General features: G+C 70.6%; 10 protein-coding genes. 4 read left to right on the forward strand and 6 right to left on the reverse strand.

All coding sequences use genetic code 11. From position 1 onward, the window contains the following. Positions 1 to 42: 42 nt before the first annotated feature. Both mazG and rpsT read left to right on the forward strand, forming a co-directional pair. Positions 43 to 1,218, forward strand: a complete 1,176-nt coding sequence (gene mazG, locus LXT21_RS00185) for a nucleoside triphosphate pyrophosphohydrolase (protein ID WP_254036062.1) — start codon at positions 43 to 45, stop codon at positions 1,216 to 1,218. Positions 1,219 to 1,355: 137 nt separating this feature from the next. Continuing rightward, positions 1,356 to 1,628: a 30S ribosomal protein S20 gene (rpsT, locus tag LXT21_RS00190; RefSeq protein ID WP_254036063.1), complete on the forward strand. Its 273-nt coding sequence runs from the start codon at positions 1,356 to 1,358 to the stop codon at positions 1,626 to 1,628. Between the two features lie 75 nt (positions 1,629 to 1,703). On the opposite strand, the gene lptE is transcribed toward rpsT, so the two are convergent. From lptE to leuS, 3 genes are read right to left on the reverse strand one after another with little or no spacing between them, the layout of a single operon-like run. Then, positions 1,704 to 2,228 (reverse strand): LPS assembly lipoprotein LptE, encoded by a 525-nt coding sequence (gene lptE, locus LXT21_RS00195; protein ID WP_254036064.1) that lies wholly within the window; start codon positions 2,226 to 2,228, stop codon positions 1,704 to 1,706. Positions 2,229 to 2,260: 32 nt separating this feature from the next. Continuing rightward, on the reverse strand, positions 2,261 to 2,863 hold the full coding sequence (locus tag LXT21_RS00200) for a hypothetical protein (RefSeq protein WP_254036065.1): 603 nt from the start codon (positions 2,861 to 2,863) through the stop codon (positions 2,261 to 2,263). 12 nt (positions 2,864 to 2,875) lie between these two features. Next, on the reverse strand, positions 2,876 to 5,377 hold the full coding sequence (gene leuS / locus LXT21_RS00205; protein ID WP_254036066.1) for a leucine--tRNA ligase: 2,502 nt from the start codon (positions 5,375 to 5,377) through the stop codon (positions 2,876 to 2,878). Between the two features lie 550 nt (positions 5,378 to 5,927). Between leuS and LXT21_RS00210 the strand changes: the two genes are divergently transcribed. Together LXT21_RS00210 and LXT21_RS00215 are read left to right on the forward strand one after the other, a co-directional pair. Then, complete coding sequence (locus tag LXT21_RS00210) at positions 5,928 to 8,936, forward strand: SusC/RagA family TonB-linked outer membrane protein (RefSeq protein WP_254036067.1); 3,009 nt, start codon at positions 5,928 to 5,930, stop codon at positions 8,934 to 8,936. 3 nt (positions 8,937 to 8,939) lie between these two features. Further along, entirely contained in the window at positions 8,940 to 10,325 is a 1,386-nt protein-coding gene (locus LXT21_RS00215; RefSeq protein ID WP_254036068.1) for a RagB/SusD family nutrient uptake outer membrane protein, read from the forward strand. 92 nt (positions 10,326 to 10,417) lie between these two features. Here the strand turns inward: LXT21_RS00215 and LXT21_RS00220 are convergent, their stop codons facing one another. From LXT21_RS00220 to LXT21_RS00230, 3 genes are all read right to left on the reverse strand, one after another. Further along, positions 10,418 to 11,311 (reverse strand): NAD(P)-dependent oxidoreductase, encoded by an 894-nt coding sequence (locus LXT21_RS00220; RefSeq protein WP_254036069.1) that lies wholly within the window; start codon positions 11,309 to 11,311, stop codon positions 10,418 to 10,420. Positions 11,312 to 11,408: 97 nt separating this feature from the next. After that, positions 11,409 to 13,139: a putative ABC exporter domain-containing protein gene (locus LXT21_RS00225; protein WP_254036070.1), complete on the reverse strand. Its 1,731-nt coding sequence runs from the start codon at positions 13,137 to 13,139 to the stop codon at positions 11,409 to 11,411. Next, positions 13,136 to 13,894: an ABC transporter ATP-binding protein gene (locus LXT21_RS00230; RefSeq protein ID WP_254036071.1), complete on the reverse strand. Its 759-nt coding sequence runs from the start codon at positions 13,892 to 13,894 to the stop codon at positions 13,136 to 13,138. Before LXT21_RS00230 ends, LXT21_RS00225 begins: the two co-directional genes overlap by 4 nt. Positions 13,895 to 13,906 lie beyond the last annotated feature (12 nt).

Consider the following 13,906-nt stretch of genomic DNA (forward strand, 5'->3'; position numbering starts at 1 on the left):
GCATGTCGCGGGACGGCCCCGCGCGAGGGAGGCGTGAACGACATGGGGACCCCCGGGACCGAGCTGGAACGTCTGGTGGACATCATGCGGCGGCTGCGGGCCCCGGACGGCTGCCCCTGGGACAGGGAGCAGACCCTGGGCACGCTGCGGCCCTACCTCCTCGAGGAGGCCTTCGAGGTCCTGGACGAGATGGACCGCGTCACCGAGGGCGGCCCCTGGCACCCGCTGTGCGAGGAGCTGGGAGACCTGCTCTTCCAGATTGTCTTCCACGCCCAGCTCGCCGCGGAGCGGGGCGAGTTCACCATGGCCGACGTGAGCCGGGCCATCAGCGACAAGCTCACCCGCCGCCACCCCCACGTCTTCGGCGAGCAGCGCGTGGACGGCTCCGAGCAGGTGCTGGCCAACTGGGCGAAGCTCAAGGCCGAGGAGCGCAAGAAGAAGACCGGCAGCGAGGGCTCCGTCCTGGACGGGGTGCCCACGGCCGCGCCCGCCCTGCTGCGCGCCGAGCGGCTCACCGAGAAGGCCAGCCGCATCGGCTTCGACTGGCCGGACCTGGCCGGCGTGCGAGGCAAGCTGGCCGAGGAGCTGGACGAGCTGGACGAGGCCATCGCCTCCGGGGACAAGGCCGCCATCGAGCACGAGCTGGGGGACGTCCTCTTCTCGCTCGCGAACCTCGCGCGCTTCGTGAAGACCCCCGCCGAGGACGCGCTGCGCCTGGCCAGCCTGCGCTTCACCCGACGCTTCCAGCACATCGAGGCGGCACTCCGGGACGAGGGGGTCCCCTTCGGCGGCGCCACCCTGGAGCACATGGAGCGCCACTGGCAGGCGGCCAAGGCCCAGGAGAAGTCCCTCCCGCCCCCCACCACCCTGCCCCGCGCCCCCCTCTCCACCCTGCGCCTGGGGGTGGTGGATCTGGAGGCGCAGGCCGCCTTCTGGACGCCGCTCGCGGCCGCGCTCGGGTGGATCATCCCGGCCCGCGTCCCGGCGGACGAGGCCCGCTACGAGAGCGGATCCATCCGGCTCGTCTTCCGGCGGGCGAAGACAGCGCCTCCGGAGGCCACCCTCACCCTCGAGGCACCCTCCGAGCACGCGGTGGAGATGATCCGCCAACAGGTCGAGCGGATCTCGCCGGGCGCCATCCTCGAATCGGGCGCCGGGCGGCTGACCTTCCGGGACCCCGCCGGGCTGGTGTGGGAATACACCCCCCAGGCTGGGTGATTCCCTCCGCCAGAGCCCTCTGATCGCGTCCGGAGCCCGGAAAACCCGTCCGAACGCGCACGCCCGTCTTGACGCCTGCGAGGCGTCGCAGTAAGGACGGCCCCTCTTTTTAGCCTGCCTTTCGCTGGAGATTTCTCTTGGCCAACACCAAGTCCGCAGAGAAGCGTCACCGTCAGTCCCAGAAGCGCCGCGCCCGCAACGTCTCCGTCCGCACGGACGTGAAGAGCGCCGTGAAGTCCGCCCGGGAGGCCATCGGCACCAAGGACGGCGCCAAGAAGACGGACGCGCTCAAGTCGGCTTCCAAGGCGCTGAACAAGGCCGCGACCAAGGGCGTCATCCACAAGCGCACCGCCGCGCGCCGCATCTCCCGCCTGGCCAAGGCCGCCGCCAAGAGCGCGCGTCAGGCCTGATGCACCCGGGGGCTCCTCGACGAGTCCCCACTCAGTCCTCGAAACAGGCTCCCCGGGAGGAGGCTTCTCGCCTCCTCACCAGGTGCTTGCGAGCCGATCGAACCCATCCCGCATGAGCACCTGCGCCAGCCGGTCCAGGGCCGCCTGACGGTTGGACTCGGCCTCGAGGATGTCTCCACTCCCCGGCAGGTAGTCCTCGGTCCCCGAGATGACTGTCTCCTGGGGTGGCTGTCCTTCCCGCACCAGCCGCAGGCGCACCGTCGCGGCGACGCGGAAGAAGCGCCCCACAATCGTGGGCGAGCTCCACAGCGACAGCACCGCCCCCTCCACCTTCGCGTCGCACGACGCCCCGCTGCCCAGCCGCCCCACGCGCGTCAGCTCCTGGCGGAAGTAGCGCGTGAAGAGCGTCTCCAGCGCGGGCTCTGGCGTGTCGTTGGTGAAGATGGGCGCGCACACGGACTTCACGCCTTCGGGCAGTCCCTCGCCCCGCGGCGTGAAGCGGTAGCCACACCCGGACAGCAGCGCCGTCCCCATCCCCAAGCCCGACAGCAACACGGCCACGTGGAGACGCCGTGAGGCGGGCTTCGAGCGGAGCGACATGGGGCGGCACCCTACCCGCCCCGGCCCTTGCGTCAAGCGGGAGGCCCGTCCACCGGGCGCCCGTCCGCGTCCGTCACCACCACGCCCCGCGCCTTCAGCGCGCCCGCCAGCGTGCGCCAGGACTGGAGCAGCCGCGCGTCCCGCTCCGAGCCACGCCGCGCGAGCCCCAGGGACCAGCGCGTCGTGCCGCCACGGGACGTCTCCAGCACCAGCGTGTGCACGCGGCACACGGCCGCCAGCAGCACCCCCAGCGCCGTCAATCCGAAGGCGACGACTTTGAGCACGAGCACCGAGGCCACGGCCCCCAGCGCCCCGAAGCCGCAGAGCATCAGCGCCTCCAGGAAGGGCCGTGACTCGAGCGTCAGCGCGCGCAGGTGGACCAGCTCCACCACCCGGGGGGCCACCCCGTCCGCCATGCGATAGGACAGCCGTCCCGCCTCGCCGACGAGCTGGCGGCCTCCCCCCAGGTCCGCCGTCAGGAACGGCCCGGGAGGACTCGGCGGTGGCACGTCCGCCGGCGGTGGGGCCGGCAGCGGCGCGTCCGGCAGGGGCGCGCCACACGCGATGCACCGCGCGCCGCCCGCCGCCTGGGGCCGACCGCACGCGGTGCACATGACGAGGACCTCGGTGGGCACCCGACTCCCCGCTCAGCCGACGACGAAGTTCACCAGCCGCTTGGGCACGAAGACGAACTTGCGCAGCGTCTTGCCGGTGATGGCGGACTTCACCCGCTCGTCCGCCTCCGCCGCCGCGCGCACGTCCGCCTCGCTCGCGTCCGCCGCCACCTGAATCTCCGCGCGCAGCTTGCCGTTCACCTGCACCGCGTAGGGGATGACGTCATCCACCACCAGGGCCGGGTCGAACTCGGGCCACGACTGCGAGACGGTGAGCTGCGTGCTCCCGTAGGCCTCCGCGATTTCGTCCGCGATGTGCGGCGCGAAGGGCGTGAGCATCATCGACAACAGGCGCACCGCCTCCGCCATGGCCGCCTTCTCCGCGGGCGTCTCCGGCGTGCCCGCGTCGGAGAGCGCGTTGAGGCACTCCATGATGCCCGCGATGGCGGTGTTGAAGGACAGCCGCTCGATGGCCTCCCCCACCCGCTTCAGGCCCTTGTGCGCCGCGCGGCGGATCTCCAGCGCCTTGCCCTCGAAGGGGCCCGCGTGCGTGGCGCCCGCGACGGCCGCCTGGTGCGTGGAGGCCAGCACCCAGACGCGCTTCAGGAAGCGGAACACGCCCTCCACCTGGGCGTCGGACCAGTCGAAGTCACGCTCCGGCGGGCCGGCGAACGCCACGTACGCGCGCGCGGTGTCCGCGCCGTACTTCTCGATGATGGAGGCAGGCGCGACGACGTTGCCCCAGCGCTTGGACATCTTGCGCTTGTCGGGGCCGTTGACGATGCCCTGGGTAATCAGGCGCTTGACGGGCTCGTCCACCGGGCTCAAGCCCAGCAGCTTCATCACCCGGGTCCAGAACCGGAAGTACAACAGGTGCATCACCGCGTGCTCGGGCCCGCCCACGTAGATGTCCACGGGCAGGAAGCGTTGGGCCTCCTTCGGGTCGAACGGCGCGGCGTCGTAGTGCGGCGACAGGTAGCGCGCGAAGTACCAGCAGGAGTCGACGAAGGTGTCCATCGTCTCCGCCTCACGACGGGCGGGGCCACCGCACTTGGGGCACGTGGTGTTCACCCACGAGGCGACCTTGGCCAGCGGGGGCTCGCCCTTGCCGGTGAGCACCTCCTGCACGTCGATCTCCGGCAGCTTCACGGGCAGCTGCGCCTCGGGCACGGGGATGCCGTGGCGCTCCGGGTCGCACTTCTCGCAGTAGACGATGGGGATGGGCGTGCCCCAGTAGCGCTGGCGGCTGAAGCCCCAGTCCTTCTGGCGGTACGTCACCGTCGCGCGGCCCTTGCCCTCCGACTCCAGCTTGCGCGCCATCTCCTGACGCGCCGCCTCGGACGTCTTCCCGCTGTACTCACCCGAGTCCACCAGCACGCCGTACTCGGTGTAGGCCGCCTCCAGCACATCGCCCGCGGGCAGCTTGTCGCCCGTGGCCGGCTGGATGACGACCTTCACGGGCAGGCTGTACTTGCGCGCGAAGGCGAAGTCGCGCTCGTCGTGCGCGGGCACGCTCATCACCGCGCCGGTGCCGTAGTCGCTCAACACGAAGTTGGCGATCCACACGGGCACCGGCTGGCCGGTGAAGGGGTTGAGGGCGTGGGCGCCCGTGAAGACGCCCTCCTTCTCCGTGTCCTCGCCCGTGCGCTCCGTCTTGGACTGGGCCGCCATCTTCTTCACGAAGGCGTCCACGTCCGCGCGGCGCTCGGGCGTCGTCACCTGGGCCACCAGCTTGTGGTCCGGCGCCAGCACCACGTAGGTGCAGCCATGGATGGTGTCCACGCGCGTGGTGAACACGCGGATGGAGGCGTCATGCCCCTGGACGCGGAAGTCCGCCTCCGCGCCATCCGAGCGGCCAATCCAGTTGCGCTGCATGGAGGTGATGCGGTCCGGCCACTCCTTGAGCGTGTCCAGCGCGTCCAACAGGTCCTGCGAGAAGGCGGTGATGCGGAAGGCCCACTCGGGCATCTCGCGGTCCACCACCGGCGACGAGCAGCGCTCGCACACGCCGTCCTTCACCTGCTCGTTGGCGATGACGGTGTGGCAGCCGGTACACCAGTTCACCTTGCTGAAGCGGCGATAGACGAGCCCCTTCTCCAGCATCTTGATGAAGAACCACTGGTTCCAGCGGTAGTACTCCGGCTGGCTGGTGTTCACCTCGCGGGACCAGTCGTAGCTGTAGCCCAGGCTCTTCATCTCCGCCTTGAAGGAGACGATGTTCTCCTGGGTGCGGATGGCCGGGTGCACGCCGTCCTTGATGGCCGCGTTCTCCGCCGGCAGGCCGAAGGCGTCCCAGCCCATGGGGTGCAGCACGTCGTAGCCGCGCATCAGGAAGTAGCGCGCGTACACATCCCCGATGAGGTAGTTGCGCACGTGCCCCATGTGCATCTTGCCACTGGGGTACGGCAGCATCTCGAGCACGTACTTCTTCGGTGCGCCCGGACGCTCGCCCGCCCGGAAGATGCCGGCCTCGTCCCAACGGGCCTGCCACTTACCTTCAATCGCCTGCGGCTCGTAACGCTCGTTCATCGCCATATCCGCTGCGCCTCTTATGGGAGGGCCGGCCCTGGGGGCAACCAATCTCGCCGGCCACTCCTGGCCGACGGAGCCCGTTTTCTCCGGCTGACCCGATAGAACCCCCGGCGCCGCCGTTCTGTGCCCGGCGCGCGCGGTGGAACCGGGCGGCCGCAGGCACGGATGCACCGCGCCAACACAACCCGCTACAGCCCCGACGTGCGGGGGCCCGGTCCGGTTACGCCACCACCCCTCCCACCACGTCGACCTGGCGGAGATCCACGACATCTCCCCTCGGGCAGGCCCTCCCGTGTCCCTCGTGGAGCCGGTCCATCGCGCTTCGCGTCAGTCGGCCCTCGATACGAGATCGGAATATTTCCGTTTGGATGGATTTGGCCAACATTCTTGAAAAACAAGTCTTACCATTGACTTGGTTCAGTTCACCCACCGACGATTCGCGCCCACGGCACCTGCAGGGGGGGCCGCTCCCACGTTGCGAGGAAAGATCCGAATGACGCTTAAGAGAGCGTTGATTCCGGGGTGCGTGATCGCACTCTTCTCGTTGGAAACCATGGCGCAGGAAGCCACGCCTCCGGCTCCCGAGCCGCAGGCTCCCGCGGCGCAGGCTCCGGCGACCCCGGCACCCGCTCCCGCGCAGGACCCGGCCGCCACGACTCCGACCTCCCCCCCGCCCGCCGCGGCGCCCGCGCCCTCCTTGGGCCGCACGGTGAAGGGCCGCGTCGCGGACCGGCTGACGAACGAGGGCCTGCCCCTGGTGCGCGTCATCATCAAGGGCACCACCCAGGGCGTGGAGACGGAGCTGGACGGCACGTTCTCGCTGCCCAACGTCCCGCCGGGCGCCACCACGCTGCTGTTCTCCAGCCAGGACTACGGCGAGCGTGAGGTGCGCGTCGGCGCCGGGCAGACCAGCGTGAACGTGGCGCTCGACAACGTCTTCTCCGAGGAGATGGTCGTCGTGGGCCGCGCCTCGGAGCTCGCGCGCAAGCACCTGGCCAACTCGGTGGCCTCGGTCAGCGCGGAGGAGATGAACCGCGCGCCCGCGCAGACGGTGGACCAGGCCCTGCAGGGCAAGATCGCCGGCGCCAACATCCAGCAGAACTCCGGCGCCCCGGGCGGCGGCATCCAGATGCGCCTGCGCGGCGTGTCCACCATCAACGGCTCCACCGCGCCGCTCTACGTCATCGACGGCGTGCTCGTCAGCGACGTGGCCATCGCCTCGGGCGTGTACGTGGTGACCGACTCGGTGGGCGGCTCCAACCCGAACCCCACCCAGGACAACCAGGTCAACCGCATCGCGGACATCAACCCCAACGACATCGAGAGCATCGAGGTCCTCAAGGGCGCGTCCGCCGCCGCCATCTACGGCTCCAAGGCCGCCAACGGCGTCGTCATCATCAACACCAAGCGCGGCCGCGCCGGTGAGCCCAAGGTGGAGCTCACCCAGCGCGTGGGCATGTACACGCTGGCCAACAAGCTGGGCACCCGCCGCTTCGAGACGGTGGAGGAGGCCGTGGAGGCCTTCGGCCCGGCGGCCGCCGACTACTGGACCGGCAGCCGGTATGACCACGAGGCCAAGCTGAGCGGCCGGCGTGATTTGTCCACGGAGACGCTCGCCAGCGTGAGCGGCGCCAGCGGCAACACGCGCTACTTCGCGTCCGCGATGCTCCGCAACGACGAGGGCATCATCAAGAACACCGGGTACGAGAAGGAGTCGTTCCGCCTCAACCTGGGTCAGACGATTGGCGAAGTGGTGGAGGTGAACGTCGCCACCAACCTCATCCACACGCTGGGGCAGCGCGGTCTGACGAACAACGACAACCAGACCATCACCAACTACATGGTGCTGCCCAACGTGCCCGAGTTCCTGAACATGGACCCGGACGCGGCCGGCGTGTACCCGGTCAACCCGTTCCTGCAGAACGGCGCCAACCCGCTGCAGACGGCGGCGCTGGTGAAGAACGACGAGGACGTGTGGCGCTTCATCGGGTCCGGTGACGCCACCCTCCACCTGATGAAGACCGACGAGCACCACCTGCGCGTGCTGGCCAACGCGGGCGTGGACCGCTTCCAGCAGGAGAACCGCCTGCTGTTCCCGCCCGAGCTCAACTTCGAGCCGGCGGACGACACCTTCCCGGGCACGTCGCTGTTCGGCACCAGCCAGGTGCGCAACCTCAACGGCGGCCTCAACCTGGTGCACAGCTACAAGCCGGCCTCCAAGTTCCTCAGCGCCACCACGTCCGTCGGTGTGCAGCTCGAGGAGCGCCGCATCGACTCCACCTACGTCATCAGCGAGAACCTCAACGCCGGCCAGCCCGGCGTGGACAACGGCACGGTGATTGGCGTCCGCGACGACGCCAACCACGTGCGGGACCGCGGCTACTACCTGCAGGAGGAAGTGCTCCTGCTCGAGGAGCGGCTGACCCTGGTGGGCGCCATCCGCGGCGAGCAGTCCAGCGTCAACGGCAACCCCAACAAGCTCTTCTTCTTCCCCAAGCTGGCGGCCGCGTACCGCATCCCCACGACGCCCGCGTTCATCAACGAGCTGAAGGTCCGCGCGGCCTACGGCGAGACGGGCAACCTGCCCCAGTACGGCATGAAGTTCAGCGGCATGAGCGCGCTGAACAACGTGCAGGGCACCCCGGGCCTCATCGGCACGGGCGTGGCGGGCGACCCGAACATCCGTCCGGAGCGCCAGCGTGAAGTCGAGGCCGGTGTCGACGCGCTGCTGTTCGGCGGTGACCTGACGCTGGAGCTGTCCGTGTACCAGCGTGGCATCAGCGACATGCTGCTGCGCCGCGCGCTGCCCACCTCCACGGGCTTCACCACCCAGTTCGTCAACGGTGGCTCGCTGCGCAACCGCGGCGTCGAGGCCATGGTGCAGGTGACGCCGCTGAGTGGCCCCTTCGAGTGGACCAGCTCCGCGACCTTCGCGCTCAACCGCAGCAAGGTGACCAACCTGCCGGTGGCCGGCTTCCAGGCGGGCGGCTTCGGCAACTCGCTGGGCTCGTTCTTCATCGAGGAGGGCGCGTCCGCCACCCAGATTGTCGGCAACGTGGGTCGCGACGCGAACGGCAACCCCATCGTCCGCAAGATTGGCGACACGGAGCCCACCTTCACCATGGGCTTCGCCAACACGCTGCGCTACGCGGACGTGACGCTGTCCTTCCTGTGGCACTGGCAGCAGGGCAGCGACATCATCAACCTGACGCGCTACCTGTATGACAGCGCGGGCACCACCGTGGACTTCGAGACGGCGGGCCGCGAGCGCGTGGCGAACCGCCGCGGCAACGCGACCATCTACATCGAGGACGCGACGTTCCTGAAGCTGCGCGAGGTGACGGTCAGCTACAACCTGCCCAAGAGCTGGGTGTCGTCCATCCCGAAGCTGCAGAACGCGCGACTGAGCATCAGCGGCCGCAACCTCCTGACCTTCACCGGTTACTCGGGTCTGGACCCCGAGGTGAGCAACTTCGGCAACCAGGCCATCGCGCGCAACATCGACGTCGCCCCGTTCCCTCCCAGCCGCAGCTTCTGGACGTCGCTCGACGTCGGGTTCTAAGCCATGAACAAGTACCAGACGAAGAAGACCCTCTTGGCGTTGTGCGCGGCGGTGGGCCTGGGCGGCTGCGGCAGCCTGGACATCGGCGACCTCAACAACCCCAGCCTGGACGCCTTCCGCGACAACCCCACCGTCTCCGGCATCAACAGCGCGTCCACGGGCCTGCTCCTGGGTCACCGCGCGGGCGTGTCGGCGCCGAACGGCTACGTCGCGCAACTGGGCGTCATCGGCCGCGAGGCGTACGTGTTCGACCCCGCGGACCCGCGCGCCATCGACGAGATGCTCGGCCCCATCCTGGACCCGGGCGCCGCCGCCTTCGGTGGCAACTACTGGACCGGGCCCTACGCCAACATCCGCAACGCCAACACGCTGCTGGCGGCGCTGGAGAAGGTGGCGGGCCTGTCGGACGCGCAGAAGGAGGGCGTGCGCGGCTTCGCGAAGACGATGCAGGCGCTCGACTTCCTGGTGGTCATCAACACGCGTGACACCAACGGCGCCCCCATCGACGTGGACCGCCCGCTGGGCGCGGACCTGGCCCCCATCGTGGGCAAGGCCGAGGTGTTCGCCCACATCGCCGGGCTGCTCGACACGGCCGCGGGCCACCTGGACAACGCCGGGGCCAGCTTCTCGTTCCGGCTGAGCACGGGCTTCAACGGCTTCGACACGCCGGCGACGTTCCGCACGTTCAACCGCGCCGTCCGCGCGCGCGTGGCCGTGTACATGGGCCGCAACGAGGACGCGCTCACCGCGCTGAGCCAGTCCTTCATCGCCTCCAACGCCCCAGCCGAGGACGGCGCGAAGGCGGCGGCGCTCGCCTCGCTCAACATCGGCGTCTACCACGTCTTCCGCGCGGCCTCCGGCGACGCGGACAACGGCCTGCTGGCCACCACCGTGTTCGCCCACCCGTCCATCGCGACGGACGCGGAGACCGTGGGCGCGGGGGGTCCGGTGGATGACCGCGTGACGCGCAAGACGACCAAGCTCGACGCCCCTGTCAGCGCGGCGGACGGCAAGCTGACGACGGACCTGCGCTTCACGCTGTACACGTCCGCGGACGCGTCGGTGCCCATCATCCGCAACGAGGAGCTCATCCTCCTGCGCGCCGAGGCCAACCTCGGCCTGGGCCAGATTGGCCCCGCCGTGGATGACATCAACTACATCCGCACCCGCTCCGGCCGCCTGCCGGCGCGCGCGGACATCACCGCGGAGAACGCCCTGGACGAGCTGCTCAAGCAGAAGCGCTACTCGCTGATGTTCGAGGGCGGCCACCGGTGGATCGACATGCGCCGCTACGGGAAGCTGGACGAGCTGCCGCGCAACCTGGACCCCAACGTCCCGCCGCACTCGTTCTTCCCCATCCCCGTCGCCGAGGTCAACGGACGGCAGTAGCCGTCCTGCGGGGCTCCAGCGCCAACGCCTGGAGCCCCCTGTCGTCCCCCGCCCCGGGTGCGCGCCTCGTCGCTCGCCCGGGGCGTTTCATTTCAACGAGGAGGCTTGCCCAGCCCCGCGCGCTCCGCGACGAGCGCGCCCAGCGCGGACCAGTCCAGGTCCCCATGTCCCTGGGCCACGCCGCCCAGGTACTGGTCCTTCACGAGACTGGCCAGCGGCATGGGCACCTCCGCCGCGCGCGCCGCCTCCAGCACCAGCCCCACGTCCTTGAGCCCCAGCCGCAGGGCGAAGCCCGCCGGGGAGTAGCGCTCCTCCGCGATGGCGCGGGCGTAGTTGGCGAAGATGGGAGAGCCTGCGAAGACGGACTGGAACACCTCCAGGAACTGCCGGGGTTCGACGCCGGACTTGCGCGTGAAGGCGAACGCCTCCGCGAGCGCCTCCATCATCGACGCGATGAGGAAGTTGCCCGACAGCTTCACCACGTTGGCCATGGAGGCGCGCTCACCCAGCACGGTGAGCCCCCGGCCCAGCGACTGGAGCAGCGGCTTGACGCGCTCCACGTCCACCTGCGCGCCCGCGGCCACCACCCACAATTGCTTCGCCTCGGCGGCCTCGGGACGGCCGAACACGGGCGCGGCCACATAGCCCTGCCCCGCGCTGGCGTGCGCGTCTGTCAGGCGCTGGGAGAGCGCCACGGAGATGGTGCTGGAGGAGACGTGCACCGCGCCCTTGCCCAGGCCCTCGAGGATGCCCTGGGGGCCCACGGACACGGCCTCCGCCGCCACGTCGTCCGCGAGCATGCTGAACACCACGTCCGCGCCCCGGGCCGCGTCCGCGGGCGTCGCCGCCATGCGCGCGCCCTGCTTCACCAGCGGCTCGCCTCGCGCCGGCGAGCGGTTCCACACCGTCAGCGCATGTCCGGCGCCGAGCAGGCTCTTCGCCATGGGCAGCCCCATGTTGCCCAGTCCCACGAATCCCACCTTCATGTCGCGCTCCCGTCAGTTCGGTCCGCGACTACCTGCGCGCCTGGGCCCGCCGCTCGCAACCCTTTCCGGGCGCGAGTCCAGGAGCCGACGCTCGGGCCTACTCCGGGCGGTCCTCGGAGACGTCCAGGTGTTCGAAAGCGCGGCCCAGCCAGAGCACGCCCAGCCCCACCTCCGTCAGCAGCACGGCCGCCGCCGACAGCCCCGCCAGCGGCAGCGCCCAGAGGTCCAGCGAGCTCCAGGCCACGAAGGCCACCAGCGAGCCCACCAGCGCCGCGGGCACCAGCCCCAGCAGGGACACCACGAGCGAGCCCACCAGCGTCAGCAGGCGCTGGCCCAAGGCCTCGATGCCGCGCGCGCTGCCCATCCGGTCCGCGGGCACCCACGCGGGGAACAGCACCACCGCCCCGTTCTGGACGAACAGCCCCGCCAGCGCCACCGAGGGCAACAGCGGCGCCAACGCCAATCCACCGGGCCACCAGTACGTCGTGAGCCAGTCGTCCTCGGCGCCCGGGCCACAGACGAGGCCCACCGCGAGCAGCCCCAGTTGCAGGCCGCCCACCACCAGCGCCGACGCCGCCAGCTCCGCGCCCACCACCTGCCAGCCCGAGAGCGGCAAGGCGCGCAGCAGGTCCAGCTTCGGCAGGTCCATGCGCAGGTCCATGCGGAACGCGCTCGGCCCCACCACCGTCATCATCACCGCCAGCAGCGTGGCCATGGGCCCCACCACGCGGCGCGTGTCGGTGAACACGTTCGACTCGCCCATCACCGACACGATGACGGCGGCGAGCAGCAGCGGCGCCATCACCGTCCACACCCCGCCCGCCATCCGCTTGCGGGTGATGAGGTTCTTCCAGATGAGCGCCACCTCGGGGCGCCCCCGCGCCGACAGCGTGAAGGGCGCCTTGCGAGCCCCCAGCCCGCCCTTGCGCACGAGCACCCCGGCGAGCCGCTGGGACTGCTCGCGCACGCGCGCCTCCGCCTGCGTCACCGCCGTCTCCTCGAAGGGCACCTCCGCCAGTCGCACCCAGACGTAGTGCGCCACGGCCAACACCAGCACGGGCGGCAGCGCGCTCCAGAAGGCCGACGTGTCGCGCGCCAGCGAGGGCGCCACCAGGAGCCTGCCGGGCCACAGCACCGCGCTCAGCCCTGGTGAGGCCATCACCGCCTCCACCCAGTGCCGCAACGCCCCCGGCGTCCCCACGGTCCTGGGGAACGGGTGCGTCTCCAGCGTGGCGAACACCCCCATCACCACCGCGGCGAGCACCAACCCCACGCCCACCCAGCGCTCCACCTGCCCTCGCCGTCCCCGGGCCGCCCAGCGCGTGCGCATGAAGGACGCCGCGATGCCGTGCAGGTACAGCGTGCCGAGCGACAGGAAGGCCCCGGTGAAGAAGAGCGCGGGCTCGGGGCTCACCACGCGGCCGACGAACAGCGTGGCGAACAGCGCGCCCATCGCCGCGCCCATCGCCCCTCGGGCCAGCTTGTAGTGCAACAGCGAGCGCCGGGTGACGGGCGCGGGGAACAGCTGCACCACCTCCGTCTCCGTGAAGGTCAGCGAGGGCCGGTCCGGCCCCAGCGCCCACGCGGAGAACAGCGTGACGAGCACCGAGCCCACCAGCGACAGCTCCGCGAACAGCCTCACGCCCGGAGGCACCGCGCCCACCGGCCCCGTGAAGTCCAGCCGGCGCAGGAAGAGCGAGTAGATGTAGAACAGGCCCACCGCCGCGCCCACGAGGTAGCGGGGCTTGCGCAGCCGCAGCACCTGGAGTCGGAGGCGGTTGCGCGTGGACGCAAGCCAGAGGAAGAGCACCGCGCCCGGGAAGCTCACGGCCCGGACATCTCCGTCCCCGCGCCGCTGGTGATGCGCACGAAGAGGTCCTCGAGCGACGCGCTGCCCGCGTCCGGTCCACTCAGCCGCGCGCGAATCTCCTCCAGGCTGCCGAGCGCCATGGCCCGCCCTCCGGCAATCACCAGCAGCCGGTGACACAGCTCCTCCACCAGCGGCAACAGGTGCGAGGACAACACCAGCGCCGCGCCCTCCTCCGCGCGCCGCCGCAGCGAGTCCTTCATGCGCCGGATGCCGATGGGGTCCAGGCCCGTGAGCGGCTCGTCGAGCAGGATGAGCCGGGGCGAGTGCAGGAAGCCGCACGCGATGGACAGCTTCTGCTTCATGCCGCGCGACAGCTCTCCGGGCAGCGCCTTCTCCTTACCCGTCAGCTCCATCTCCTCCAGCAGCGCGCGACCCCGCGCCTCCCAGTCCTCCACGCCGTAGAGCCGCGCGGTGAAGTTCAGGTGCTCCCACACCGTGAGGTAGTCGAAGAAGCGCGGCTCGTCGGGCAGGAAGGCCAGCTCGCGCTTGGCCTCCACCGCGTCCTTGCCCAGGTCATAGCCCGCCACGATGACCTTGCCCGCCGAGGGCGGGAGGATGCCGGCCAGACAGCGCAGCGTGGACGTCTTCCCCGCGCCGTTGGGCCCCACCAGGCCCAGCACCTCGCCGGGCGCCACGTTGAAGTGCAGGCCCTGCACCGCCGTCACCGCGCCGTAGCGCTTCTCCAGGCCCGCCACCCGCAGGACGAAGTCCATTCGCACGCCCCT

This window comes from Myxococcus guangdongensis, assembly GCF_024198255.1.
Lineage (GTDB): Bacteria > Myxococcota > Myxococcia > Myxococcales > Myxococcaceae > Myxococcus > Myxococcus guangdongensis.

What these genes read in the sequence shown, in the direction of transcription:
- mazG (WP_254036062.1), top strand. Translation starts at nt 43, where the DNA reads ATGGGGACCCCCGGGACCGAGCTGGAACGTCTGGTGGACATCATGCGG.
- lptE (WP_254036064.1), bottom strand. Translation starts at nt 2,228, where the DNA reads ATGTCGCTCCGCTCGAAGCCCGCCTCACGGCGTCTCCACGTGGCCGTG.
- leuS (WP_254036066.1), bottom strand. Translation starts at nt 5,377, where the DNA reads ATGGCGATGAACGAGCGTTACGAGCCGCAGGCGATTGAAGGTAAGTGG.
- LXT21_RS00210 (WP_254036067.1), top strand. Translation starts at nt 5,928, where the DNA reads ATGGCGCAGGAAGCCACGCCTCCGGCTCCCGAGCCGCAGGCTCCCGCG.
- LXT21_RS00215 (WP_254036068.1), top strand. Translation starts at nt 8,940, where the DNA reads ATGAACAAGTACCAGACGAAGAAGACCCTCTTGGCGTTGTGCGCGGCG.
- LXT21_RS00220 (WP_254036069.1), bottom strand. Translation starts at nt 11,311, where the DNA reads ATGAAGGTGGGATTCGTGGGACTGGGCAACATGGGGCTGCCCATGGCG.
- LXT21_RS00230 (WP_254036071.1), bottom strand. Translation starts at nt 13,894, where the DNA reads ATGGACTTCGTCCTGCGGGTGGCGGGCCTGGAGAAGCGCTACGGCGCG.